This window comes from Streptomyces sp. HUAS MG56, from assembly GCF_058673395.1.
This window is the reverse complement of record NZ_CM178722.1, coordinates 6,373,976-6,393,958: the sequence shown is the minus strand read 5'-3', so window position 1 is coordinate 6,393,958 and position 19,983 is coordinate 6,373,976. Positions and strand designations below refer to the sequence as shown.

Here is a 19,983-nt window from a genome sequence, read left to right as displayed (position 1 = left end):
TCTAGGGGGTCGTGCAGCGTCAAGGCTCCTTCGGCGGCAGCGCCGCGTTCCGCATCAGGGTGGCAGGAGGCGTCCTCCTCGTCGCCCACCTCGCTCTCGTCGCCTGGCTGACGCTGCGCCCGCTGGACGTGCCCTGGGTGACACCGCCCAATCTGCATCCGCTGGCCGGCATCCGCGCCGACCTGGCACTCGGTGACCGGGAGGCGGCCCGGCGCCTCGGTGAGGGGCTCGCCCTGCTCGCCCCGCTGGGCGTGCTGCTGCCGGCGGTGCACGGCAGGCTGACCGTCTCCCCGCTCGCCTCCCTGATCCGTACGGCCGCGGCGGGCGCCCTGATCTCCCTCGGCATAGCGCTGCTGCAGACCGGGGTGCCCGGCCGGGTCGCGGACGTCGACGCGCTGCTGCTGAACACCGCGGGCGTCGTCCTCGCCCACCTGGCCGTCGTGCCGGCGGGCCGCGCCTGGCTGCGCCGCCGTGAGGCGGGGGGCGCGTGTGCCGCGCGGGAGGGCGCCGGCTCCGGGGCCGGGCGGCCCGTCACGCTCCAGGAGGAGCTGTCTCAGGGTCGCACCCCGACGATTCCCAGGGTCGGGATCGCCCCGTAGAGCGATGCTTCGCCCCCTTCGTCTCCCTACCGTGGAAGAAGGTCGAGGGACGCCACCGGGGCGGCCCCGGCCACCGGCCCGGCAGCGGGCCGACGACACGGAGGAGCCGCGATGACCGCCCTTGCCCGCCCCACCCACGGCCGCGTGATCGCCGGCGTGTGCGCCGGACTGGCCCGGCGTTTCGGCACCTCCGCGACGACGATGCGGGTGATCTTCCTGCTCTCCTGCCTGCTCCCGGGCCCGCAGTTCCTGCTCTACATAGCCCTGTGGATCCTGCTGCCCTCCGAGGAGAAGTCCCGCACCGCCTGGTAGACGTGCGAACGCCGTTGGGGCGCCCCGGAGGACAACTCCGGGGCGCCCCAGCGGCGTTGTGCCGGCCGGCGGCCGGGTCAGGCCGGGTCGGGCGGGGTCAGGCGACCGGGAGGCCGTTCACCGGGAGCCCGTGCGTGGGCAGGCCCGTGTGGGCCGTCGGCAGTCCGCCGAGCAGCCCGGCGGCCGGGGCGGTCGGGCTCTTGGCGAGGGCGTTCTGCGCGGCCGGCTGCGCGGCGGCGGCCGCGGTGCCCACGGCGCCCTGCCCCCGGCTCAGCGCGGCGTTGGCGGCACCCGGCAGCGTCTGGGTGACGGAGCCCAGGGCCTGGCCGGATTCCGGGAGGGCCGGGGCCGCGTTGGCCGCGCCCGCACCGACGGCGGCGAAGGCGGCGCCGAGGGCGGCGACACCGAGAGTCTTGACAGCAGACTGCTTCATCGTAAATGCATCCTTGAATGCGGAGACGGGAGAGGAGACGGGAGATCAGAGTCGATCCCAGCGGTCCTCGACCGTAAACACGCCGAACCGCACGCCGCAAACACCGAAATGCGGACACTATGTGAAAGCGCGTCCGCATTTCATGCCGAATACCGGGTGCGCTCACTCCTCCGAGTGAGCGGAGCCGCTGGTGGAGGCCGTCTGCTGGAACAGCCATTCGGATTTCAGTTCTGCATATCCGGGCTTGACGACGTCATTGATCATCGCAAGTCGTTCATCGAAAGGAATGAACGCGGATTTCATCGCATTGACGGAGAACCACTGGAGATCGTCGAGCGTGTAACCGAATGCCTCGACGAGATGCTCGAATTCCCGGCTCATGCCGGTGTGCGACATCAGCCGGTTGTCCGTGTTCACCGTGGCCCGGAAGTGCAGCCGGCGCAGCAGCCCGATCGGATGCTCGGCGTACGACGGCGCGGCCCCGGTCTGGAGGTTGGAGCTGGGGCACAGCTCCAGCGGGATCCGCTTGTCCCGGACGTACGACGCCAGCCGGCCGAGCCGCACCGAGCCGTCCTCGCGGACCTCGATGTCGTCGATGATCCGCACCCCGTGCCCGAGCCGGTCGGCGCCGCACCACTGCAGCGCCTGCCAGATGGACGGCAGCCCGAAGGCCTCGCCGGCATGGATGGTGAAGTGGTTGTTCTCGCGCTTGAGGTACTCGAAGGCGTCCAGGTGCCGGGTGGGCGGATAGCCCGCCTCCGCGCCGGCGATGTCGAAGCCGACCACGCCGGAGTCCCGGTACCGGTTGGCGAGTTCGGCGATCTCCAGGGAGCGGGCCGCGTGCCGCATGGCGGTCAGCAGCGCGCCGACCCGGATCCGGCGGCCGTCCTCGCGGGCGAGCCGTTCGCCCTGCCGGAAGCCCTCGTTGACCGCCTCGACGACCTCTTCGAGGGTCAGCCCGCGCTCCAGGTGCTGCTCGGGGGCGTAGCGCACCTCGGCGTAGACGACCCCGTCCGCGGCGAGGTCCTCGGCGCACTCCCGCGCGACCCGGACCAGCGCGTCCCGGGTCTGCATCACGCCGACGGTGTGCCGGAACGTCTCCAGATACCGTTCCAGCGAGCCGGAGTCGGCGGCCTCGCGGAACCAGATGCCCAGCTTGTCCGGGTCGGTCTCGGGGAGGTCCGCGTACCCGGTCTCCTGGGCGAGGGCGACGACGGTGCCGGGGCGGAGGCCACCGTCGAGATGGTCGTGCAGCAGAACCTTGGGCGCCCGGCGGATCTGGTCCGGCGTCGGAACGACCCCGATCGGTGCAGTCTGGCTCGTCATTTCCGCACTCTAACGCCTACGCGCGTAGAGGACCCGGTGAACGCGACGGCTCTTTCACCGCACTTTTCCGGCGCTTTCCCGCCGATACGCAACAGTGACCGCACGTACGGGTTTGGTACACCGCCCCTTCTGACACTGTTCTGTCATGGGACAGCAAGCGACGCCGGTCCGAACGGCCGGGCTGGGAAAGGCAGTCGGCCCGGAGCCGACGGCGGTGAGCGGAGCGGTGCTGCTGCTCCCCGGCGGGGAGGAGGTGTCCACCCGCCGGCCGTCCCCCGTGCGGGCGACGCTCGCGCTGCGCCCGCTGGGCCGCCGGTTCGTGCGCGCGGGGCGAGCCGAGGGGCTGGCCGTGCACACCGTGCGGTACCGCTACCGGGGCTGGAACGGCAGCGAGGCGCACCTGGCGGCGGACGCGGGGTGGGCCGTCGACGAGGTCGTACGGCGGTACGGGGACGTTCCCGTCTGCCTGGTCGGGGTCGACATGGGCGGCCGCGCGGCGCTGCGGGCGGGCGGCCACGAGGCGGTCAACTCCGTGGTGGCGCTGGCTCCTTGGCTCCCCGAGGACGACGTGGCCGCGCCTGCCGAGCCGGTGAAGCAGCTCGTGGGGCGGCGGGTGCTGATCGTGCACGGCACGAACGACCAACGCACCGATCCCGAGCTGTCGTTCCGGTACGCGGCGCGGGCGAAGAAGGTGAACCGGGAGGTGTGCCGGTTCGAAGTGCACTCCGACGGCCACGGGTTGACCGGGCACCGGGACGAGGTCGGGTGGCTCGCCGTCGACTTCATGCTCGGCGCGCTGTACGGACACCACCTGTCCCGGCCGGTCGAGGACGCGTTGGCCGCGCCGCCGCCGATCGGGTTGCGGATGCCGCTCGCGGCGGGCTTCGGCAGATCGTTGAAACGGTAGACCCGTCAGGGCAGCAGGTTGCCCCTTCGCGACAGCAGGAACTTCTTGAAGGCGGCCACCGGCGGGGTGTCCGGGCGGTCCGCGAGCCAGGCCACGCCGATCTCCCGCGCCGCCCTCGGGGCCGTGACCGTCAGTTCCACGACGCCCGGCCTCGGGACCGTCGGCGGGGGCAGGAGCGCGACCCCCAGGCCCGCCGCCACCAGGCCCCGCAGGGTCTCCGCCTCCTCGCCCTCGAAGGCGATCCGGGGGCGGAAGCCCGCCTCGCGGCACAGGGCGTCGGTGATGCGGCGCAGGCCGTAGCCGGGTTCCAGGGTGACGAAGGTTTCCTCGGCGGCCTCGGCCAGGCGGATGCGTCTGCGGCCGGCCAGGGCATGGTCGGCGGGGACGACCAGACGGAGTTTCTGCTCGTCGAGGCGGCGGGCGACCAGGTCGGGGGCGTCGGGGACCGGGGAGGTCAGGCACAGGTCCAGCTCGCCCGCGCGCAGCCGCTCCAGCATGGCCTCGCCGTAGTTCTGGACCAGGCTGAAGCGGATGCGCGGGTGGTCGGCGCGGAAGGCGTGCAGGAGGCCCGGTACGGTCTCGGCGCCCATGGTGTGCAGAAAGCCGAAGGCGACCTTGCCGGTGGCCGGGTCGGCGTCGGCGCGGACCTCCTCGGCGGCCCGCTCGACCTCGGCGAGGGCGCGTTCGACCGAGGCCAGGAAGGTGCGGCCGGCGGGGGTGAGGGAGACGGTGCGGCCGTGCCGGGCGAAGAGGTCGACGCCGAGGTCCTGCTCCAGGCGGACCATCGCGCGGGAGAGGGTGGACTGCGGGACGTTCATCTCGTGCGCCGCCCGGGTCACGTGCTCGGTGCGGGCCACGCCGGCGAAGTAGGCGAGGCGGGGGGCGAGCACCTTCGACATCTCAGACATGTCTTCTGTGTCACTGTTCGATGACAGGCGAGCCTGTGAGCTCTGCTGATGCGCCATGGGAACGATTATGGCGATTCCATGCATTGGACGCATGAGGCGGGCCGTCCCTACGGTCTAGGTATGTCTCCCGCCAGTACCGGGGCGTCCACCACCGTGGTCGCCACCTCGCCCGTCCCCGCCGCCGACGCCTCCGTCGACACCTGCGACTCCGCCGTCGACACCCGGCTGACCCCGGGCGGCCCCGGCTACCGCCGGATGAGCTTCGCCCTCTTCCTCGCCGGTGTCGCGACGTTCGCGCTCCTGTACTCCACGCAGGCCCTGCTGCCCCTGATCTCCGGCGAGTTCGGGGTCGCGGCGAGCGACGCGAGCTGGACGGTGGCGGCCGCGACCGGCGGACTGGCGCTGTTCGTGCTGCCGATGAGCGCCCTGTCGGAGCGCTTCGGCCGCCGTGCGGTGATGACGGGCTCGCTGGCCGTCGCGGTCGCCGTCGGCCTGCTGGTGCCGTTCGCGCCGTCGCTCGGCGTGCTGGTGGTGCTGCGAGCGGTGCAGGGCGCGGCGCTGGCCGGTCTGCCCGCCTCGGCGCAGGCCTATCTGGCCGAGGAGGTCCGGCCGAAGGCGCTGGTCACGGCGATCGGTCTGTTCGTCGCGGGCAACAGCGTCGGCGGGATGAGCGGCCGGATCATCACCGGCTGGGTGGCCCAGGCGTGGGGCTGGCGGGTCGCCGTCGCGGTGATCGGCGTGATCGCGGTCGGCTGCGCGGTCGCCTTCCGGCTGCTGCTGCCGGCGCCGAAGCACTTCACGGCGGGCTCGCTGCGGCCCCGGATCCTGCTCGGCACGGTCCGCGACCACCTCGCCAACCCGCTGCTGCGCCGGCTGTACGCGATCGGCGCGCTGTTCATGACGGTGTTCGGCGGCGTGTACACCGTGATCGGCTACCGCCTGACGGAGGCGCCGTTCGGGCTGCCGCAGGGCATCATCGGCTCGATCTTCCTGGTCTACCTGGTGGGCACGGTGTCCGCGTCGACGGCGGGCCGGCTGGTGGGCCGCCTCGGCCGACGGGGCGCGCTGTACCTGGCGGGCGGTACGACGACGGCCGGTCTGCTGCTGTCGCTCGCGCCCTCGCTGCCGCTGGTGCTGCTGGGTCTGGTGCTGATCACGGCGGGCTTCTTCGCGGGGCACGCGGTGGCGTCCTCGGCGGTCAGCAAGACGGCCACCCAGGGCCGTGCGCAGGCCTCGGCCCTCTACCAGTCGATGTACTACATCGGCTCCAGCGTCGGCAGCACGGTCGGTGCGACGGCCTTCCACGCGGACGGCTGGGGCGGCACGGTCGCCGTGGGTCTCCTCGCGGTCGTCGGTGTCGTGACGATCACCGTCGCCGGCTCGCGGGCGGCCCGGGTCGCGGCCCGGACGGCGCCCGTCGCCGCGCACTGAGTCCCCTCGTACGACTCGTACGACGCTTTCACCGAACCCCCTGCTCAGGGGCGGTTGTCAGTGGGCGCGGATATCGTCCGCCCTTGGTCAACCGGCCCACTGAGCAGGGGGTTTGTCGTATGGAATTCCGGATCGCGCGCGGGGAGCTGGCCGAGGCGGTCGCCTGGGCGGGGCGGGCGCTGCCCGCGCGGACGACGGTGCCGGTACTGGGCGGGCTGGTGCTGAGCGCGGAGCCGGGGCGGCTCTCGGTGTCGGGGTCCGACTTCGAGACGGCGGCGCGGGCCGGGGCCGACGCCGAGGTGGCGGTGCCGGGCCGGGTGCTGGTCCTCGGGCGGCGGCTGCTGGACATCTGCCGGGTGCTGCCCGACGGCCCGGTGAGCTGCGCGCTGGAGGGCAGCCGGTTCACGGTGGAGGCGGGCGGCACCCGCTTCGGGCTGTCGACACTGCCGTACGAGGAGTACCCGGCGCCGCCGACGGCGCCCGCGCCGTACGGCGAGGTGGACGCGGCCGGGTTCGCGACGGCAGTCGGACAGGTGGCGGTCGCGGCGGGCCGCGACGACACGCTGCCGGTGCTCACCGGGGTCCAACTGCGGCTCGACGGCGCGGAGATGACGCTGTCGGCGTCCGACCGGTACCGGTACGCGGTGCGCGCGCTGCCCTGGCGGCCGAGCGGCCCGGACGGTGAGGCCGTGGAGGTGCTGCTGCCCGCGCGGCGGCTGCTGGAGGTGGCGCGGGCGCTGGGGAAGTGCGGCACGCTGCGGATCCTGCTGGACCCGGCCACGGCGCAGAGCTCGGGAGCCGTCGGTTTCGAGGGCGGGGACACGCGCGCGGTGCTGCGGCGGCTGGAGGGGCGGCTGCCGGGGTACGGGACGCTGTTCGAGGTGGCGGGGGCTGCCGTGGCCGAGGCGGAGTGCGCGGCGCTCGCGGAGGCGGTGCGCCGGGTGGCCGTGGTGGCGGACGGGAGCAGCCCGGTGCGGCTGGACTTCTCGGCCGCCGAGGGCTCGCTGCTGGTGCGGGCGGGATACGGGGACGACGTGGCGGCGCAGCGCCTTCCGGTCGCCCTGAACGGGGCGGACGAGGTGACGGTGGCCTTCAATCCGTCGTACCTGCTCGACGCGCTGAACACCTTCGAGGGCGGTGAGCTGCGGCTGGAGATGCTGGGGGCGGGCCAGCGGGTGCTGCTCGGCGCGGGCGGGCCGCGGTCCGCGCACCGCCATCTGCTCATGTCCGTGAAGCAACTGGTCTGAGCTGGGCATTTTCGGACTCGGGGGGCCATTGTCAGTGGGCTGCGGTAGCTTCCGAAGTGCTGGGGCGCGAGGGTGCGCGAACAGGGACGGCCACAGGGGTGGGTGGACGATGGGTGACAGCACGGCGACGGTGGACCTGGACGTCGCACTGGAGAAGCACCGGACCGAGCTGACCGGATACTGCTACCGCATGCTCGGCTCCTCCTTCGAGGCCGAGGACGCGGTGCAGGACACCCTGGTGCGGGCCTGGCGGAGCTACGAGAAGTTCGAGGGCCGCTCCTCCCTGCGCTCGTGGCTGTACCGGATCGCGACGAACGTGTGCCTGGACATGCTGACGGCGGGCAACAAGCGGGCGAGGCCGATGGACCTGACGGAGTCGACCCCACTGGCGCAGGCGGCGCTCTCCCCCCGCCCGGAGAACACCTGGCTGGAGCCGATGCCGGACGCGCGGGTGCTGCCCCAGGTGCAGGACCCGGCGGAGGCGGCCGTCGCCAAGGAGTCCATCCGGCTCGCGTTCATGGCGGCACTGCAGCAACTGCCGCCCAAGCAGCGGGCGGTGCTGATCCTGCGCGAGGTGCTGGCCTGGAAGGCGAGCGAGGTCGCCGAACTGCTGGGCACCTCGGTCGCGTCGGTCAACAGCGCGCTCCAGCGGGCCCGGGCCACGCTCGCGGAGCGTGCCGACGCAAGCCCCGAGGGCGCGGTGTCCGACCCGCTGGACGAGGAGCAGCAAAAACTCCTGGAGCGGTACGTCAAGGCCTTCGAGGGCTACGACATGGCGGCGCTCACGGCGCTGCTCCACGAGGACGCCGTCATGACGATGCCGCCGTTCGACCTGTGGCTGCGCGGTACGGCGGACATCACCGGCTTCATGACCACCCTCGGCGCCTCCTGCGCGGGCTCCCGTCTGCGGCCGGTCATGGCCAACGGCCTGCCGGGCTTCGCGCACTACAAGCCGGACGAGGAGAAGGGCGGGTTCAGCCCCTGGGCGGTGCAGATCCTGGAGATCTCAGACGGCCGGATCACCGGTTTCCACTGCTTCCTCGACACCCGGCGCTGGTTCCCCCTCTTCGGTCTGCCCCTCCACCTGGAAGCGGAGTCCGACGAGGTCGAGAAGGGAGAGTAACGACGGGGCGGGATCCCGCAGCCGTATCCGCCCGCCGGCCCGGCGGGCGGTCAGCTCCAGCCGCGCCAGCAGATCGACGGCGCCCAGCCCCGGGGGCCCGAGCCCGCCCACGTCACACACGACGACCCGTGCACCGGTCGCCGCCAGCAGCGCCCGCACGTCGTCGCACAACTCCGGCACCTGGTCACGGCTGACGGCGCCGGGCAGCACGAACACGGCAGGTGTCTCGGCATTCACGACCGGTAGACCGCCGGGACGGTCGTAACTCATCGCGCACGCCGAAGGGGACCGGCGCAGGTCCACCGATCCCCTTCACCCGAACGGGAAATCCCCTGGTCAGGCGATCCGCTCCAGCACCACCGGCGACGCCGTGAAGTCCGTGCCGGCCGGGGCGATGTCGTACGAGCCCTCCACGGCCTCCAGCGCGTAGGCGAAGCGCTCGGGGGTGTCCGTGTGGAGGGTCAGGAGGGGCTGGCCCTCCTTGACCGTGTCGCCCGGCTTGGCGTGCATCTCGACGCCAGCGCCCGCCTGCACCGGGTCCTCCTTGCGCGCACGCCCCGCGCCCAGGCGCCAGGCGGCGACGCCGATGTCGTACGCGTCCAGACGGGTCAGCACGCCCGTGGACGTGGCCTTGATGACGTGCTGCTCCTTCGAGGTGGGCAGCGTGGCGTCCGGGTCGCCGCCCTGGGCCGCGATCATGCGGCGCCAGACGTCCATCGCCGAGCCGTCGGCCAGGGCCTTCGCCGGGTCGGCGTCCTTGACGCCGGCCGCGTCGAGCATCTCGCGGGCCAGGGCCAGCGTCAGTTCCACGACGTCCGCCGGGCCGCCGCCCGCCAGGACCTCGACCGACTCGCGGACCTCCAGGGCGTTGCCCGCCGTGAGGCCCAGCGGGGTCGACATGTCCGTCAGGAGGGCGACCGTCCGCACGCCGTGGTCGGTGCCGAGGCCGACCATCGTCGAGGCCAGTTCGCGGGCGTCCGCGAGCGTCTTCATGAAGGCGCCCGAGCCCACCTTCACGTCCAGGACCAGCGAGCCCGTGCCCTCGGCGATCTTCTTCGACATGATGGAGGACGCGATCAGGGGGATCGCCTCGACCGTGCCGGTGACGTCGCGCAGTGCGTAGAGCTTCTTGTCCGCCGGGGCCAGGCCGTCGCCCGCCGCGCAGATCACCGCGCCCGTGCCGTCCAGCACGGACAGCATCTCCTCGTTCGAGAGCAGCGCGCGCCAGCCGGGGATCGACTCCAGCTTGTCCAGGGTGCCGCCGGTGTGGCCGAGGCCGCGGCCGGAGAGCTGCGGGACCGCCGCGCCGCAGGCCGCGACCAGCGGGGCCAGCGGGAGCGTGATCTTGTCGCCGACGCCGCCCGTGGAGTGCTTGTCCGCCGTCGGGCGGGACAGCGACGAGAAGTCCATGCGCTCGCCCGACGCGATCATCGCCGCGGTCCAGCGGGCGATCTCGCGCCGGTTCATGCCGTTGAGCAGGATCGCCATCGCCAGCGAGGACATCTGCTCGTCGGCGACCTCGCCCCGCGTGTACGCGTCGATGACCCAGTCGATCTGCTCGTCGGTCAGCTCGCCGCGGTCCCGCTTGGTGCGGATGACGGAGATGGCGTCCATGGCCATGGCGTTCCCTTCGGAAGATGTGCGAAGTGTGCGGCCCCCCTGCGCGGATGCGGGTCAGGGGGGCCGTACACCGGAGTTACTTGGTGAGATGGGCCGGGCCGAAGGCCTGGGGCAGCATCTCGGAGAGGGGCAGGACGCCCTCCGGGGTGTCCAGGAGGAGGTCCGGGCCGCCGAACTCGTGGAGGAGCTGGCGGCAGCGGCCGCAGGGGACCAGCAGGGCGCCCTCGCCGTCGACGCAGGTGAAGTGCGTCAGCCGGCCGCCGCCCGAGCGCTGGAGGTCCGAGACCAGACCGCACTCGGCGCACAGGCTGAGTCCGTAGGAGGCGTTCTCCACGTTGCAGCCGGTGACCGTGCGGCCGTCGTCGACCCGGGCCGCCACGCCGACCGGGTAGCCGGAGTAGGGGGCGTACGCGCGGGACATCGCCTCGCGCGCCACCACCCGCAGGGCCTCCCAGTCGAACACTGCGGCTGCGCCCGTCACTTGCCCTGGCCCTTCCGGTAGCGCATGCCGTCCGCCTTGGGCATCCGCAGGCGCTGTGCCGACAGGGACAGCACCAGCAGCGTGACGACGTACGGGGTGGCGCCGACGAAGTCGCTCGGAACCGTGTCGGTGAGCAGGTACCAGACCAGGATCACCGCGGCCACGGCGAGGCTGACCACGCCCTGGAGCATCGCCTTGCGGTACAGCTTCCAGGCGGCCAGGGCCACCAGCAGCACCACCAGCAGGAGCAGCAGCGCGTGGACGGTCGTACCGCCGTTGCGCAGCTGGAGCGCGTCGGAGTAGCCGAACAGGCCGGCGCCCATGGCCAGGCCCCCCGGACGCCAGTTGCCGAAGATCATCGCCGCGAGGCCGATGTAGCCGCGGCCGCCGGTCTGGCCCTCCAGGTAGGTGTGCGAGGTGACCAGGGCGAGGAAGGCGCCGCCGAGGCCGGCGAGGCCGCCGGAGACGGCGACGGCCGCGTACTTGTAGGAGTACACGTTGACGCCGAGCGACTCCGCGGCGGTCGGGTTCTCGCCGCAGGAGCGCAGCCGCAGGCCGAACGGGGTGCGCCACAGCAGCCACCAGGTGCCGGCGAACAGCAGCGCGGCCAGGACCGTGACGACGGACAGGTGGGTGACCAGGCCGCCGAGGATGCCGGCGAGGTCGGAGACCAGGAACCAGTGGTGTTTCTCGATCGACTGCAGGCTGTCGGAGAGGCCGGGCACGGTGACGTCGGGCAGCGCGGCCACCGGCGGGGACTGCTTGGGGTTGCCGCCCGCGTTGGCCGCCGCGCCGCTGTTGAAGAACAGCTTGGCGAGGTACTGCGTGGCGCCGAGGGCGAGGAGGTTGATCGCGACACCGGAGACGATGTGGTCGACGCCGAAGGTGACGGTGGCGACGGCGTGCACCAGGCCGCCGAGGACGCCGAAGGCGATGCCCATCAGCAGGCCGAGCCAGGGGTTGGTCTGCCAGCCGATCCAGCCGGCGCCGAAGGTGCCGAGGATCATCATGCCTTCGAGGCCGATGTTGACCACGCCGGCCCGCTCGGACCACAGACCGGCGAGACCGGCGAGGCCGATCGGCACGGCGAGGCCGAGGGCGGCGCTGACCTGTCCGGTGGAGTCGAGGTCCTGCGAGCCGGTGATCACGCGGACGGCGGCGAGGAGCAGCAGTCCGCCGGCGACGATCATGAGGATCTGGCCGACGGAGCGGCCCGAGCGCTGCGGCGCGCCCGCCGCCTTGGGCGCCGCGGGCGGCGGCGTGTCGGTCATCGTGGCAGTCATTACGCCACCTCCTGCTTCTTCGTCGCGGCGGCCTGGGCCGCGAGTTCGGCGCCGACCTTCTGCTGCTGGCGCTTGAGGCCGTAGCGGCGCACGACCTCGTAGGCGATGACGACACACAGGACGATGACGCCCTGGATGACGCCGAGGATCTCCTTGTCGTAGCCCTGGAACTCCAAGTGGTTGGTGGTGCGTTCCAGGAAGCCCCACAGCAGGGCGCCGATGGCGATGCCGATCGGGTTGTTGCGGCCGAGCAGGGCGATGGCGATGCCGGTGAAGCCGATGCCGGTCGGGAAGTCGCTGCTGAACTGGTAGCTGTCGTTGAGCAGGGTCGGCATGCCGATCAGACCGGCCACCGCACCCGAGATGATCATGCTGGTGGCGACCATCTTCTTCACCGACACACCGCTCGCGGCGGCGGCGCTCTCGGACTGGCCGACGGTGCGCAGGTCGTAGCCGAAGCGGGTGCGGCCGAGGATGAACCAGTACGCGATGCCGACGGCGGCGGCGATGAAGATGAAGCCCCACAGCTCGCCGGACGGGCCGGTGTTGATGTTGAAGAAGTGCGACGAGGACGGCAGCGGCTTGGTGGCGACGACCGTGCCGCCCTGGTAGAGCTGGGCCAGCTTTCCGGGCTGCAGCAGGTAGGCGATGATCGCGGTGGCGATCGAGTTCAGCATGATCGTCGAGATGACCTCGCTGACGCCCCGGGTCACCTTGAGGATGCCGGCGATGGCCGCCCACAGGGCGCCGGTCGCCATGGCGCAGATCAGGATCAGCGGGATGGCGAGCCAGCCGGGGACGGTCAGCGCGCCGCCGAGGACGGCGGCGAAGAACGCGGCGAGCCGGTACTGGCCGTCGACACCGATGTTGAACAGGTTCATCCGGAAGCCGATGGCCACCGAGACACCCGCGAGGTAGTACGTGGTCGCCTTGTTGAGGATGTAGACCTGGCTGTCGCTGGCGAAGCCGTAGGTCAGCATGTCGTTGAAGGCGGGGCCGGGGTTCTTGCCGGTCGAGAGGATCACCAGGGCGGTGACGACGAGCGCGGCGACGACCGCCAGCAGCGGCGCGGCCAGGCCGAGAAGCAGCCGCTCCTTGTCGATCCGTGAGGTCAGCTTGTTCATCGCTCGTCGTCCTCTGTGTGCTCCAGGTGGCCGGAGGCCGCACCCGTCATGGCGGAGCCCAGCTCCTCGGGGGTGATCGTGGCGGGGTCGGCGTCGGCGACCAGGCGGCCGCGGTACATCACCCGCAGGGTGTCGGAGAGCCCGATCAGCTCGTCCAGGTCCGCGGAGATCAGCAGCACGGCCAGGCCCTCGCGGCGGGCCTCGCGGATGTAGTCCCAGATGGCGGCCTGGGCGCCGACGTCCACGCCGCGGGTGGGGTGGGCGGCGATGAGCAGCTTGGGGTCGTGGCTCATCTCGCGGCCGACGATCAGCTTCTGCTGGTTGCCGCCGGACAGCGAGGCCGCGGTGACGTCGATACCGGGGGTGCGGACGTCGTACGCCTCGACGATCCGCTCGGTGTCGGTGCGGGCGGCCTTGATGTCGAGCAGCGCGCCCTTGGAGTTGGGCTTCTCGGTGACGTGGCCGAGGATGCGGTTCTCCCACAGCGGCGCTTCGAGGAGCAGGCCGTGGCGGTGGCGGTCCTCGGGGATGTAGCCGATGCCGGCCTCGCGGCGGCGGCGGGTGGGGGCGTGGGAGATGTCGGCGCCGTCGAGGGTGATCACGCCGGCGTCGGGGTCGCGCATGCCCATGATCGCCTCGACCAGCTCGGACTGGCCGTTGCCCTCCACGCCGGCGATGCCGAGGACCTCGCCCTTGTGGATGGTGAAGGAGACCTGGTCGAGGACGATGCGCTCGATGCCGTCGAGGTCGGTCTGCGCCAGGTGCAGGCCGTCGACGTCGAGCATCGGGACGTCCGTGACGGTGGACTCCGTGGTCTCCGGGGTGGGCAGCTCGCTGCCGACCATCAGCTCGGCGAGCTGCTTGGGGGTGGTCCTGGACGGCTCGGCCGTGCCGACCGTCGTGCCGCGCCGGATGACGGTGATCTCGTCGGCGACGGAGAGCACCTCGCCCAGCTTGTGGGAGATGAAGATGACGGTGAGGCCCTCGGCCTTGAGCTCGCGCAGGTTGTCGAAGAGCGCGTCGACCTCCTGCGGCACGAGGACGGCGGTGGGCTCGTCGAGGATGAGGGTCTTGGCGCCGCGGTAGAGGACCTTGAGGATCTCCACGCGCTGGCGGTCGGCGACGCCGAGCTCCTCGACGAGGACGTCCGGGCGGACGTTCAGGCCGTACGCGTCGGAGATCTCCTTGATCTTGGCGCGGGCCCTGCCGCCGATGCCGTACAGCTTCTCCGCGCCGAGGGCGACGTTCTCCAGCACGGTGAGGTTGTCGGCGAGCATGAAGTGCTGGTGCACCATGCCGATGCCGCGGGCGATGGCGTCGCCGGGGTTGTGCAGGACGACCTGCTCGCCGTTGACCGTGATGGTGCCCTCGTCCGGCTGCTGCATGCCGTAGAGGATCTTCATCAGGGTGGACTTGCCGGCGCCGTTCTCACCGCACAAGGCATGGACGGTGCCCGTGCGGACGGTGATGTCGATGTCCTTGTTGGCGACGACGCCGGGGAAACGCTTGGTGATGCCGCGCAGTTCGACGGCAGCGGGAGGGCTGGACGCGTTGATGGCGCACTCTCCTCGGGGAAAGGGGCTGCATAGGGGAGGTGGCAGGCGTCGGCGACGCTAGCGCGGCAACTCCACGCTACACGCGTAGAGTTGACACATTGTTATGGCTCGGCGAGGGGTCGTGGGGACGACGCTCCCTCACCGAGCCGAGTCCGGCGAACCGGCCGGGTCCCTCAGCGGGAACCGGCCGGATCCGTCAGGTCACGGGGTGGTCTTGACCTTGATCTGACCGGCGATGATCTTCTGCTTCGCGGCGTCCAGCTTGGGCTGGATGTCGGCGATGAAGCCGCCGCTCGTGGCGAGCGAGACGCCGCCCTTGGCGAGCGAGTAGACGTTGTTGCCGGTCAGCGGCTTGCCGTCCTTGACGGACTTGATGAAGTCGTAGACACCGACGTCGACGTTCTTGACCATCGAGGTCAGGATCGAGCTCTTGTACTGGGCGAGACCCGGGATGTTGTACTGGTCGGAGTCCACGCCGATGGCCCAGGCGCCCTTGGCGCCGTGCACGGCCTCGATCGCGCCGTTGCCGGAGGAGCCGGCGGCCGAGTAGACGACGTCGGCGCCGTTGTCCAGCATGCCCTGCGCGGCCTGCTGGCCCTTGTCCGGGCTGGAGAAGCCGGAGGTGTCCGCGCCGTGGCTCAGGTACTGGGTGTCGACCTTGATCTTGGCGTTGGTGTCGTGGACACCCTGGACGTAACCCGCCTCGAACTTCTTGATCAGCGGGCTGTCGACACCGCCGATGAAGCCGACGTGGTCCTTCTTCGTCTTCAGCGCGGCGGCCACACCGGCGAGGTAGGAGCCCTCCTCCTCGGTGAAGGTGATGCTGTTGACGTTGCTGCCGGGCACGACGGAGTCGATGAGGCCGAACGAGGTCTTCGGGAACTGCTTCGCCACCTGCTGCACGGCGGGCGCGTAGGTGTAACCGACGGCGACGATCGGGTTGTACCCGGCCTGGGCCAGGTCCGTGAGGCGCTGCACCCGGTCGGCCGGGGTGTCCGAGGTCTTCGCGGTCAGTTCCTTGATGGAACCGCCGAACTCCTTCTCGGCCTTGTCGGCGCCGCGCGCGGCGGAGTCGTTGAACGAGCGGTCACCGCGGCCGCCGACGTCGTAGGCGAGACCGATCTTTACGCCGCCCTTCGCACCACCCGAGGAGGAGCTGGCATTGTTGTCGGAGGACGTGCTGCCACACGCGGTGGCAGTCACGGCGAGTGCCGCGGTCGCGAGACACGCAGCGGAAAGCTTGGCTACCCGGCGCACGGGAGGCTCCTTCACCTGACCTGAGCGCCGTGTCGGCGCTTGATGGGAGCACCTTGCCGGTGCTCCAGCCGGGACGCCCCGTCGGCGTCGGCTTCGCGGCATCGTAACGCGCGTAGATGTCGCAAAAAACCCCCTCTCGAAGCCGTTATCGATTCGAGGCAAACAGCATCTGAACTCACCCTCTTCGCCCCTGACACGGGGGTGTCGCGGTGTGTGCACGAATGGCTTACGGGCGTGTTGCGCCAGTCGGCGGAATGAGTAAGAACGAGTAAGAAAGAGCCCCCGACGAGGCCCCTTCTTACTCTTCCTTCCCCTCCGGGCTCAGGCCGGGGCGCCGTTCGCGTCCAGGAAGGCCGCTGCCGTGAACATCTCCACGCCGACCGTGATCGCGTGCTCGTCGGCGTCGAAATCACCCTGGTGCAGGTCGCGGACCGTGCGCTCGCCGGGGCGCCGGACCCCGAGCCGGGCCATGGCGCCCGGGACGCGCTCCAGGTACCAGGAGAAGTCCTCGCCGCCGAGGCTCTGCTCGGTGGACTCCACGGACTCCCGGCCCCGGCGCGCGGACATCGCCCGGCGCAGCAGGTCGGCGGACTCCTTGTCGTTCACGACCGGCGGCACCCCGCGCACATAGGTGATCTCGGACTTGGCGCGGTGCATCGTGGCGACCTCGTCGATGGCCGCGTGGATGATGTCGGGCGCCTGCCGCCAGGCCTCCAGGTCCAGGCAGCGCACGGTGCCGGACAGCTCGGCGTGCTGCGGAATGACGTTCGGCGCGTGCCCCGACTGGATCCGGCCCCAGGTCAGCGCCAGCCCGACCCGGGTGTCGACCCGGCGGGCGATCAGCGCGGGCACGTCGACGGCGACGCGGGCGGCGGCGGTGACGAGGTCAGTGGTCAGATGCGGCCGTGCGGTGTGCCCGCCGGGGCCGTCGAGCGCGATGTCCAGCCGGTCGCAGGCGCTGGTGATCGGCCCGTGCCGCAGCCCGACCCGCCCGGCGTCGACGCGCGGGTCGCAGTGCACGGCGAGGATCCGGCCCACGCCCGCCAGCACGCCGTCCTCGATCGCGTCCAGGGCGCCGCCGGGCATCACCTCCTCGGCGGCCTGGAAGATCAGCCGCACGGGCCGGGGCAGCAGGCCCTTGCCGTGCAGGTCCGCGAGGACGAGCCCGGTCCCGAGCACGACGGTGGTGTGCACGTCGTGCCCACAGGCGTGCGCCCGGTCGGGCACGGTGGACCGGTAGGGACAGTCGGTCTTGGTGTCCGGGATGGGCAGGGCGTCGATGTCCGCGCGCAGGGCGAGCAGCGGTACCGCCGTCCGCTCACCCTCGGTGAGCCCGATGTCGCACACGAGTCCCGTTCCCTTGCCGAGCACGCGGGGCTTGAGCCCTGCCTGCTCCAGCCGCTCCTTGATCGCGGCCGTCGTACGGAACTCCTGGTTGCCCAGCTCGGGGTGCATGTGCAAGTCGCGGCGGAAGGCGACGAGTTCGGCGTGCAGGGCTTCGCTCAGCGCGCCGGGGAGCACATCCCCCGCGAGGCCGGCCTCGGACTCTAGGGACATCAATTGCTTCACCCTCTGAAGGGTAGGACGCCCGGGTGGTCAACTGCCCCTCGATCAACAAAAGTTCAGCCCGTTAGGGGAGAAAATCTGACCAGCGGACGCATGGCGGCGGACTCTGACGGGTAAAACCACTGTTTCTCCTTCCACGGATACCATGCCTCACTACAGTCCTGCTCGACGTGTCCAGGAACCGGACCGGAGCCGCACCCCCTCCCGATAGGGTCCGGACGCGTGACCGACGCGACGGAGACGTTCCTCCATCCCACCCGGACCTCGTACGACACGATCGCGAAGGAGTACGCGGCCCGGTACCCGACCGGGCTCACGCACCCGCTGGACCGCACCCTGATCACGGCCTTCGCCGAGCTGGTCACGGCGAACGGCCCGGACCCGGTCGCCGACCTGGGCAGCGGCCCCGGCGGGGTCACCGCGCTCCTGCACTCCCTCGGGATCCCGGTCTTCGGTGTGGACCTCTCCCCCGCCATGGTGGCCCTGGCCCGCGAAACTCACCCCGGCCTGCGCTTCCATGTGGGTTCGATGACCGCCCTGGACCTCCCGGACGCCACGCTGGGCGGCATCCTCGCCCTCTACTCCACGATCCACGTCCCCGACGACCACCTGCCGGCCGCCTTCGCCGAATTCCGGCGCACCCTGCGCCCCGGCGCCCACGCCCTGCTCGCCTTCCAGACCGCGGACGAGCCCGGCCGCCTCCACCTCCCGGAGCGCTTCGGCCACGAGATCGACCTCGACTACTACTGGCGTACGCCGGAGCAGGTCACGGCGCTGCTGGCGGGGGCCGGGCTGGAGCCGGTCGCGACGGTACGGCGGGAGCCGTCCGGCGAGGAGCGCCGGGCGCGGGCGTTCGTGCTGGTGAGAAAGGCCGGCTGAGCCCCGGCCTGGCCCGAACCTTCCTCGCGCGCGGTGTCGTACACGATGCCGAGCGGCCGGCCGGGATCTTCGGTGATCGCGCCGGTTACCGGCGGTACGCGCTCCTGGCGCCGTCTGGTGACGAACGCACGGCGTCGCGAGAATCACCCTGAGTCACTACCTCCGAAAGAGGGGCTGCACAGTGGGCGTTCTCTCGCGGGCCGCATCCTGGCCGACGGCCGTGCTCCTGACCGCGTTCCTGTCCTGCGCGCCGACCGCCTGGGCCGGGCCACCGACGCCGGGGCCACCCGCGTTCCCCTCACCCGGGTGGACGGTGCCGGTCGCCGGGCAGTGGAACGCGCCGCCCTCGGCACCAGCCCCGAACGCCGTGGTGTCCGAGGTCAACAGGCGCCGTTCCGAGGAGGGTTGCGCAGCGGTACGACTGCGCACCTCGCTCGACCGGGCCGCCCAGGCACACAGCTCGGACATGGCCGCACACCGGCTCCTCACCCACACCGGTACGGACGGCAGCGCCCCCGAGAACCGGATGCGGACCGCCGGCTACCGCCCCGTCGCCACCGGCGAGACCATCGAGATCGGCCCCGCCGACGCGGGCGCGGCCGTCGCCGCGTGGATGGCCAGCCCGCCGCACCGCGCCATCCTTCTCACCTGCCGCTACACCGACGCCGGCGTCGGCAGGACGGACGGCCCCGACGGCGCCTGGTGGACCCTGGACCTGGCCTCGCGCGACTGACTTCTTCAGCCAGAGAACGCCACCGTCTGCAGCCGGTGCACGTCCTTGGCCGTTCCCGTGACGCCCGACAGGAAGCCCTGGGCGCGGGGGGACGCGGTCTCCGTCAGCCAGGTCGGGTCGATGTCGAAGACGGCCACCTTCACGCCCGTGCCCACCAGCGCGAGCGGCAGGGTGTGGACGACCGTCGAGGGGAAGCTGAGGATCGTGCGGCCGATCGGGCCGCGGCGGGCGATCAGTTCGAGGGGGAGGTCCGGGCGGACGATCTCCAGGCCCGTCTCGGTCGCCAGGCGGTGGAGTTTGTCCGTGCTCTCGCGGCGGTGGGCGAAATAGCGCGTCGCGCCGTGGGTCCTGGAGAGGGTGCGGACCGCTTCCACGTAGTGGTCGGCGTCCACCACGCCCGTCTCCACCAGTGACGTTCCGACCATGTCCGCGCCCTTGGTGATGCGCGGCGGGCCGAAGCGGGCGCGGGTCCACGAGAAGTCGTTGGCCGTGACCGTCACGCCCTCGGGCGTCTCCGTCACCGGCATCGAGGAGAAGACCTCCACCCGGCGCTTGGCGTTCGGCGTGAGCCGGCGGCGGGCCGAGGCGGAGACCGGGGCGAAGAGCAGGTCGCGCGGGCCGGGGCGGCCGCCCTTGCGGTGCCAGCGGACCAGGCGTTCGCCGCGGGCGAGCTGGGCCACGAACTCCATCGTGGCCGTGCCGTCGTCCACCACGACCAGGTCGCGGGCCTTGGTGATCGTCAGCAGCAGTTGGACGTAGCGGGAGAACGGGTCTCCCATCACGATCCGGTCGGCCCGGCGGAGCGCGCCCGCCAGGCCGCCGATCGTCGCGAAGGGCGCGGCCGGACCGCCGCGCGCCTCCTCCCAGCGCACCGTGTGCCCCTCGTCCCGGGCCAGCTCCGCCATGCGGCGCAGCTGGCCCCGGGTCATCGGGTCGGTCGGCGACAGCACGACGAGGGTGAGTTCCGCGCCGGCCGCTGAGGGGTCACCGGCCATCGTCCGCCGCACCTGCGCGGGCACGGACGGCAGCGGGTCCGGGGCCGGGCCCTGCAGTCCGTGCAGGTGTGCCCACTCCAGTACGTTCAGCAGCTGGACCGGGCTCTCCACGAAGGCGAGCGTGCGGGGAGGTTGGCCGGGCTGACCGGCGCGGGGGCTCATCGGCGTACGACCGTCCCGTCGTAGGACACGTAAGGGGCTCA

Annotated in this window: 20 protein-coding genes; 8 read left to right on the top strand and 12 right to left on the bottom strand. The window is 71.8% G+C overall.

Features of this window, described 5'->3' with window-relative positions:
- The first annotated feature begins 11 nt into the window (after positions 1 to 11).
- A complete protein-coding gene (locus AC4OXY_RS30280; protein ID WP_356030258.1) occupies positions 12 to 599 on the top strand; it encodes a VanZ family protein in 588 nt (195 codons plus the stop codon).
- A gap of 111 nt (positions 600 to 710) precedes the next feature.
- Complete coding sequence (locus AC4OXY_RS30275) at positions 711 to 911, top strand: PspC domain-containing protein (protein WP_356030257.1); 201 nt, start codon at positions 711 to 713, stop codon at positions 909 to 911.
- 97 nt (positions 912 to 1,008) lie between these two features.
- On the opposite strand, the gene AC4OXY_RS30270 is transcribed toward AC4OXY_RS30275, so the two are convergent.
- Positions 1,009 to 1,344, bottom strand: a complete 336-nt coding sequence (locus AC4OXY_RS30270; protein ID WP_356030256.1) for an ATP-binding protein — start codon at positions 1,342 to 1,344, stop codon at positions 1,009 to 1,011.
- Between the two features lie 162 nt (positions 1,345 to 1,506).
- A complete protein-coding gene (locus AC4OXY_RS30265) occupies positions 1,507 to 2,670 on the bottom strand; it encodes an adenosine deaminase (protein ID WP_356030254.1) in 1,164 nt (387 codons plus the stop codon).
- A 145-nt stretch (positions 2,671 to 2,815) separates the two neighbouring features.
- Between AC4OXY_RS30265 and AC4OXY_RS30260 the strand changes: the two genes are divergently transcribed.
- Positions 2,816 to 3,577 carry an alpha/beta hydrolase gene (locus AC4OXY_RS30260; RefSeq protein ID WP_491991395.1) on the top strand — a complete coding sequence of 254 codons (762 nt, stop codon included), beginning with the start codon at positions 2,816 to 2,818 and terminating at the stop codon, positions 3,575 to 3,577.
- 5 nt (positions 3,578 to 3,582) lie between these two features.
- Here the strand turns inward: AC4OXY_RS30260 and AC4OXY_RS30255 are convergent, their stop codons facing one another.
- Positions 3,583 to 4,542: a LysR family transcriptional regulator gene (locus AC4OXY_RS30255; RefSeq protein ID WP_362818292.1), complete on the bottom strand. Its 960-nt coding sequence runs from the start codon at positions 4,540 to 4,542 to the stop codon at positions 3,583 to 3,585.
- Between the two features lie 63 nt (positions 4,543 to 4,605).
- Here AC4OXY_RS30255 and AC4OXY_RS30250 point away from each other — a divergent pair, with 63 nt between their 5' ends.
- The 3 genes from AC4OXY_RS30250 to AC4OXY_RS30240 all read left to right on the top strand — a co-directional run bounded on the left by AC4OXY_RS30250 (position 4,606) and on the right by AC4OXY_RS30240 (position 8,286).
- Positions 4,606 to 5,916, top strand: a complete 1,311-nt coding sequence (locus AC4OXY_RS30250) for an MFS transporter (protein ID WP_362818289.1) — start codon at positions 4,606 to 4,608, stop codon at positions 5,914 to 5,916.
- A gap of 119 nt (positions 5,917 to 6,035) precedes the next feature.
- Positions 6,036 to 7,163, top strand: coding sequence for a DNA polymerase III subunit beta (gene dnaN / locus AC4OXY_RS30245; protein WP_491991394.1), 1,128 nt, complete (start codon positions 6,036 to 6,038; stop codon positions 7,161 to 7,163).
- Between the two features lie 109 nt (positions 7,164 to 7,272).
- The gene (locus AC4OXY_RS30240) at positions 7,273 to 8,286 is read left to right on the top strand and encodes a sigma-70 family RNA polymerase sigma factor (RefSeq protein ID WP_356030247.1); all 1,014 of its coding nucleotides are present in this window, start codon (positions 7,273 to 7,275) and stop codon (positions 8,284 to 8,286) included.
- On the opposite strand, the gene AC4OXY_RS30235 is transcribed toward AC4OXY_RS30240, so the two are convergent.
- The 8 genes from AC4OXY_RS30235 to AC4OXY_RS30200 all read right to left on the bottom strand — a co-directional run bounded on the left by AC4OXY_RS30235 (position 8,170) and on the right by AC4OXY_RS30200 (position 17,164).
- A complete protein-coding gene (locus AC4OXY_RS30235) occupies positions 8,170 to 8,556 on the bottom strand; it encodes an STAS domain-containing protein (protein ID WP_356030246.1) in 387 nt (128 codons plus the stop codon). The two genes, AC4OXY_RS30240 and AC4OXY_RS30235, sit on opposite strands and share 117 nt — an antisense overlap.
- A 66-nt stretch (positions 8,557 to 8,622) precedes the next feature.
- Positions 8,623 to 9,900 carry a thymidine phosphorylase gene (locus AC4OXY_RS30230; RefSeq protein WP_491991393.1) on the bottom strand — a complete coding sequence of 426 codons (1,278 nt, stop codon included), beginning with the start codon at positions 9,898 to 9,900 and terminating at the stop codon, positions 8,623 to 8,625.
- 82 nt (positions 9,901 to 9,982) lie between these two features.
- Positions 9,983 to 10,387 (bottom strand): cytidine deaminase, encoded by a 405-nt coding sequence (locus tag AC4OXY_RS30225; RefSeq protein WP_376291159.1) that lies wholly within the window; start codon positions 10,385 to 10,387, stop codon positions 9,983 to 9,985.
- Positions 10,384 to 11,670 carry an ABC transporter permease gene (locus AC4OXY_RS30220; RefSeq protein WP_356030242.1) on the bottom strand — a complete coding sequence of 429 codons (1,287 nt, stop codon included), beginning with the start codon at positions 11,668 to 11,670 and terminating at the stop codon, positions 10,384 to 10,386. Before AC4OXY_RS30220 ends, AC4OXY_RS30225 begins: the two co-directional genes overlap by 4 nt.
- Positions 11,670 to 12,794, bottom strand: coding sequence for an ABC transporter permease (locus AC4OXY_RS30215; protein WP_356030241.1), 1,125 nt, complete (start codon positions 12,792 to 12,794; stop codon positions 11,670 to 11,672). Before AC4OXY_RS30215 ends, AC4OXY_RS30220 begins: the two co-directional genes overlap by 1 nt.
- Entirely contained in the window at positions 12,791 to 14,317 is a 1,527-nt protein-coding gene (locus AC4OXY_RS30210) for an ABC transporter ATP-binding protein (protein WP_356030287.1), read from the bottom strand. The genes AC4OXY_RS30215 and AC4OXY_RS30210 overlap by 4 nt, the downstream gene beginning before the upstream one ends.
- A 234-nt stretch (positions 14,318 to 14,551) precedes the next feature.
- Positions 14,552 to 15,607 (bottom strand): BMP family lipoprotein, encoded by a 1,056-nt coding sequence (locus AC4OXY_RS30205; RefSeq protein WP_491991392.1) that lies wholly within the window; start codon positions 15,605 to 15,607, stop codon positions 14,552 to 14,554.
- A 321-nt stretch (positions 15,608 to 15,928) separates the two neighbouring features.
- Positions 15,929 to 17,164, bottom strand: a complete 1,236-nt coding sequence (locus tag AC4OXY_RS30200; RefSeq protein WP_376291155.1) for an amidohydrolase — start codon at positions 17,162 to 17,164, stop codon at positions 15,929 to 15,931.
- 231 nt (positions 17,165 to 17,395) lie between these two features.
- Between AC4OXY_RS30200 and AC4OXY_RS30195 the strand changes: the two genes are divergently transcribed.
- The gene (locus tag AC4OXY_RS30195; protein WP_356030237.1) at positions 17,396 to 18,052 is read left to right on the top strand and encodes a class I SAM-dependent DNA methyltransferase; all 657 of its coding nucleotides are present in this window, start codon (positions 17,396 to 17,398) and stop codon (positions 18,050 to 18,052) included.
- Positions 18,053 to 18,233: 181 nt separating this feature from the next.
- Entirely contained in the window at positions 18,234 to 18,785 is a 552-nt protein-coding gene (locus AC4OXY_RS30190; protein ID WP_376291153.1) for a CAP domain-containing protein, read from the top strand.
- 5 nt (positions 18,786 to 18,790) lie between these two features.
- Here the strand turns inward: AC4OXY_RS30190 and AC4OXY_RS30185 are convergent, their stop codons facing one another.
- Positions 18,791 to 19,942, bottom strand: coding sequence for a hypothetical protein (locus AC4OXY_RS30185; protein WP_356030234.1), 1,152 nt, complete (start codon positions 19,940 to 19,942; stop codon positions 18,791 to 18,793).
- Between the last annotated feature and the right edge of the window lie 41 nt (positions 19,943 to 19,983).

Excerpts from the sequence above, each read along its gene's own strand:
- AC4OXY_RS30275 (WP_356030257.1), top strand. The coding sequence starts at position 711 with ATGACCGCCCTTGCCCGCCCCACCCACGGCCGCGTGATCGCCGGCGTG.
- AC4OXY_RS30185 (WP_356030234.1), bottom strand. The coding sequence starts at position 19,942 with ATGAGCCCCCGCGCCGGTCAGCCCGGCCAACCTCCCCGCACGCTCGCC.
- AC4OXY_RS30200 (WP_376291155.1), bottom strand. The coding sequence starts at position 17,164 with ATGTCCCTAGAGTCCGAGGCCGGCCTCGCGGGGGATGTGCTCCCCGGC.
- AC4OXY_RS30230 (WP_491991393.1), bottom strand. The coding sequence starts at position 9,900 with ATGGACGCCATCTCCGTCATCCGCACCAAGCGGGACCGCGGCGAGCTG.
- AC4OXY_RS30270 (WP_356030256.1), bottom strand. The coding sequence starts at position 1,344 with ATGAAGCAGTCTGCTGTCAAGACTCTCGGTGTCGCCGCCCTCGGCGCC.
- AC4OXY_RS30215 (WP_356030241.1), bottom strand. The coding sequence starts at position 12,794 with ATGAACAAGCTGACCTCACGGATCGACAAGGAGCGGCTGCTTCTCGGC.
- AC4OXY_RS30235 (WP_356030246.1), bottom strand. The coding sequence starts at position 8,556 with ATGAGTTACGACCGTCCCGGCGGTCTACCGGTCGTGAATGCCGAGACA.
- AC4OXY_RS30255 (WP_362818292.1), bottom strand. The coding sequence starts at position 4,542 with ATGGCGCATCAGCAGAGCTCACAGGCTCGCCTGTCATCGAACAGTGAC.
- dnaN (WP_491991394.1), top strand. The coding sequence starts at position 6,036 with ATGGAATTCCGGATCGCGCGCGGGGAGCTGGCCGAGGCGGTCGCCTGG.
- AC4OXY_RS30220 (WP_356030242.1), bottom strand. The coding sequence starts at position 11,670 with ATGACTGCCACGATGACCGACACGCCGCCGCCCGCGGCGCCCAAGGCG.
- AC4OXY_RS30260 (WP_491991395.1), top strand. The coding sequence starts at position 2,816 with ATGGGACAGCAAGCGACGCCGGTCCGAACGGCCGGGCTGGGAAAGGCA.
- AC4OXY_RS30240 (WP_356030247.1), top strand. The coding sequence starts at position 7,273 with ATGGGTGACAGCACGGCGACGGTGGACCTGGACGTCGCACTGGAGAAG.
- AC4OXY_RS30250 (WP_362818289.1), top strand. The coding sequence starts at position 4,606 with ATGTCTCCCGCCAGTACCGGGGCGTCCACCACCGTGGTCGCCACCTCG.
- AC4OXY_RS30265 (WP_356030254.1), bottom strand. The coding sequence starts at position 2,670 with ATGACGAGCCAGACTGCACCGATCGGGGTCGTTCCGACGCCGGACCAG.